This is a genomic window from Myxacorys chilensis, assembly GCF_059505265.1.
In genome coordinates this window covers 1-2,044 of sequence record NZ_JCACKG010000043.1, presented here as the reverse complement: position 1 = coordinate 2,044, position 2,044 = coordinate 1, and the positions used below count along the sequence as shown (strand labels likewise).

The following is a 2,044-nucleotide window of genomic DNA, read 5'->3' as shown; positions in this document are numbered from 1 at the left end:
CTGGTCGGCATTATCAAGTATGTAGACGCGGTCATGCCCGAAGTATTCACTCATCCATTCGGCTAGGTTATCCGCAATCCATGCATCATTGTTGGCGCGCAGGTTCAGGACCGCGTCGTTCCAAACTACTGAGCTGTCCTGTTCGACGGGTATTCGCGCCATTATCTCGGCCAGCCCACGATGAACTGCCCGCGTCTGGCGCGCTATCGCCCGGTCGTCGATGCTTGAAGCGGCCCACCATCCAAACGAACCGAGGGCGACCACGAGGATCAGCCCGAAAACCAGTGACAGGTAGCTTATCTGGCGAGACAATGAGAAGGACTGCACGGTGCACTTAGCCAAGGTTGGTGAGCTTCGACTATGCTCACCAAGAGCTAAGAAACCCTGCATCCAGAAGGTCGATTCGCTCTCAATCTCGTTAAGCCAGGCGGGTTGTGCCTACGTGGCCCAAACGACATGATCTCGGTTCACGGCGTAACTACCGGACCGGGACCAACCGGTGCCGCCGAGTCGGTGCTGTTCTTTTCAGCTTCGGTCTCCTCGACGCCCTCCTGGATTTGCTCCTCTTTCAAGTAGCACTCGACCAGTCCGCCATTGGGCGTATCGAACTCCACGCAACAGTGGGTTTCATGACAAACTTCGCCGGGGAACGTCTCCGGCGTTTCGGCGATTGCCGTTCCAGATGCGATCAGATGCGCGGCAATGGTGATGATAACGGCTTCGGCCCTAAACATGACAGTCTCCCCTGAACTTCGGTGTTTGGCCGGTTCTTGCAGCTGCTCACTGAAGCCAGCCTGAACACGCTTGCGCGATTTGGGCTTGGCCAGATCAGGCCGGCTCGAGCCGGACACGCACGGGTGCGCAGCGATTGAAGATCAGCTGAACCGGCATGAACAACCTGTCCCGGGTGGTTGTTCAATCATTAGGCGCACCAAGGCCTTGCAAATCACCGCGATGTCGGGTCCGTTGAAGGAACGCGCTTTCGTGTTGATGCTAGTGTCTCGAGGCGTGGATTTCAGTAGGAGGTTTTCTTGAATAAGAATAATGCGATTTCGCTGGCTGTTGTTGCTGGGTTTCTGGCGCTGACCGGGGCCAGCTTTGCCGTTTCCGGTGTAGCGGACGGAGTTGATGCGTCGACGCTTTCAGCCAAGACAACAACCGCATCCGGACCAGATGCGCGAATTCACCTCGCCCAAGCGGAAGCCGCCCGTGCCTCCTACGCCTCGGATCAGGCTGATCGGGGCGAGACGACATACGAGAAGGAATGTGTGGAGTGCCACGGCGACGATCTGCGTGGCGGATTGCTCGGTGGTCCCCCGCTGCGCGGCGTGGCGTTTGAAGAAAAATACGCCAACGGTTCGCCAGCGGGTGTTCTGTTCGAAGTCATGAGTGGCACCATGCCGCCCAACGCACCGGGACGCTATTCCGCCGCGACCTATGCCGACATCATGGCCTACCTGCTGAAGCGGAACGGTTTTGCCGCCGGCGCGCCACTGCCGGACAATGTGGACGCGCTCTACGAACTCGTCATCGAGAAATGAGGCAGGTCCGGCCGAGACAGTGACGTGGCGAGCATCGGATGATCAGCTCTGATCTGACGATTCAGGCACTGCTGTTTCGATTGCTGGCGGGCCTGATCATCTTCACAGCGCAGGGCGGCATCATCGCCGCCATTGCCGTACTGCTTGGCGACAAGGGTCCAAAATACGATGGGCGCCTGACGCCTTGGCCCCTTGCGCATGTGGACCTCCTGGGGCTGGGCTCGATCATGTTGACGGGCTTTGGCTGGAGCAAGCGGGTCGATATGGATGCAGCACAAATGCGCATCGGGCGCAGGGGCCTGGTGGTCGCAGCGCTTGCCGGCAGCGTTATTCTGCTGGTCGTTGCTGTTCTGCTGCTTCTCCTTGTGGTGCCGGCACTGACAGTGCTGCCCTACACCGCAGGGTTGACGACAGCGGCGTTCCTGCGCACCGCCGCACCGCTTTGTGTCTGGATGGCGATCTTTACGCTGCTGCCATTGCCACCGCTCGCCGGTGCGTATTTT

4 protein-coding genes are annotated in these 2,044 nt (G+C 59.1%); 2 read left to right on the top strand and 2 right to left on the bottom strand.

The window, feature by feature from the left end; all coding sequences use genetic code 11:
- Both AC5JLB_RS02205 and AC5JLB_RS02200 read right to left on the bottom strand, forming a co-directional pair.
- Positions 1 to 342, bottom strand: a 342-nt coding sequence (locus tag AC5JLB_RS02205; RefSeq protein ID WP_495872226.1) for a CHASE4 domain-containing protein, incomplete at its 3' end; no start/stop codon positions are given.
- A 125-nt stretch (positions 343 to 467) separates the two neighbouring features.
- The gene (locus AC5JLB_RS02200; RefSeq protein WP_495872225.1) at positions 468 to 734 is read right to left on the bottom strand and encodes a hypothetical protein; all 267 of its coding nucleotides are present in this window, start codon (positions 732 to 734) and stop codon (positions 468 to 470) included.
- A gap of 297 nt (positions 735 to 1,031) precedes the next feature.
- On the opposite strand from AC5JLB_RS02200, the gene AC5JLB_RS02195 reads away from it, so the two are divergent.
- Together AC5JLB_RS02195 and AC5JLB_RS02190 are read left to right on the top strand one after the other, a co-directional pair.
- Positions 1,032 to 1,541, top strand: coding sequence for a c-type cytochrome (locus tag AC5JLB_RS02195; protein ID WP_495872224.1), 510 nt, complete (start codon positions 1,032 to 1,034; stop codon positions 1,539 to 1,541).
- Between the two features lie 38 nt (positions 1,542 to 1,579).
- On the top strand, positions 1,580 to 2,044 hold a 465-nt coding region (locus tag AC5JLB_RS02190; RefSeq protein ID WP_495872223.1), incomplete at its 3' end, for a zinc metalloprotease.

Coding starts and splice junctions, on each gene's coding strand:
- AC5JLB_RS02200 (WP_495872225.1), bottom strand. CDS start 734: ATGTTTAGGGCCGAAGCCGTTATCATCACCATTGCCGCGCATCTGATC.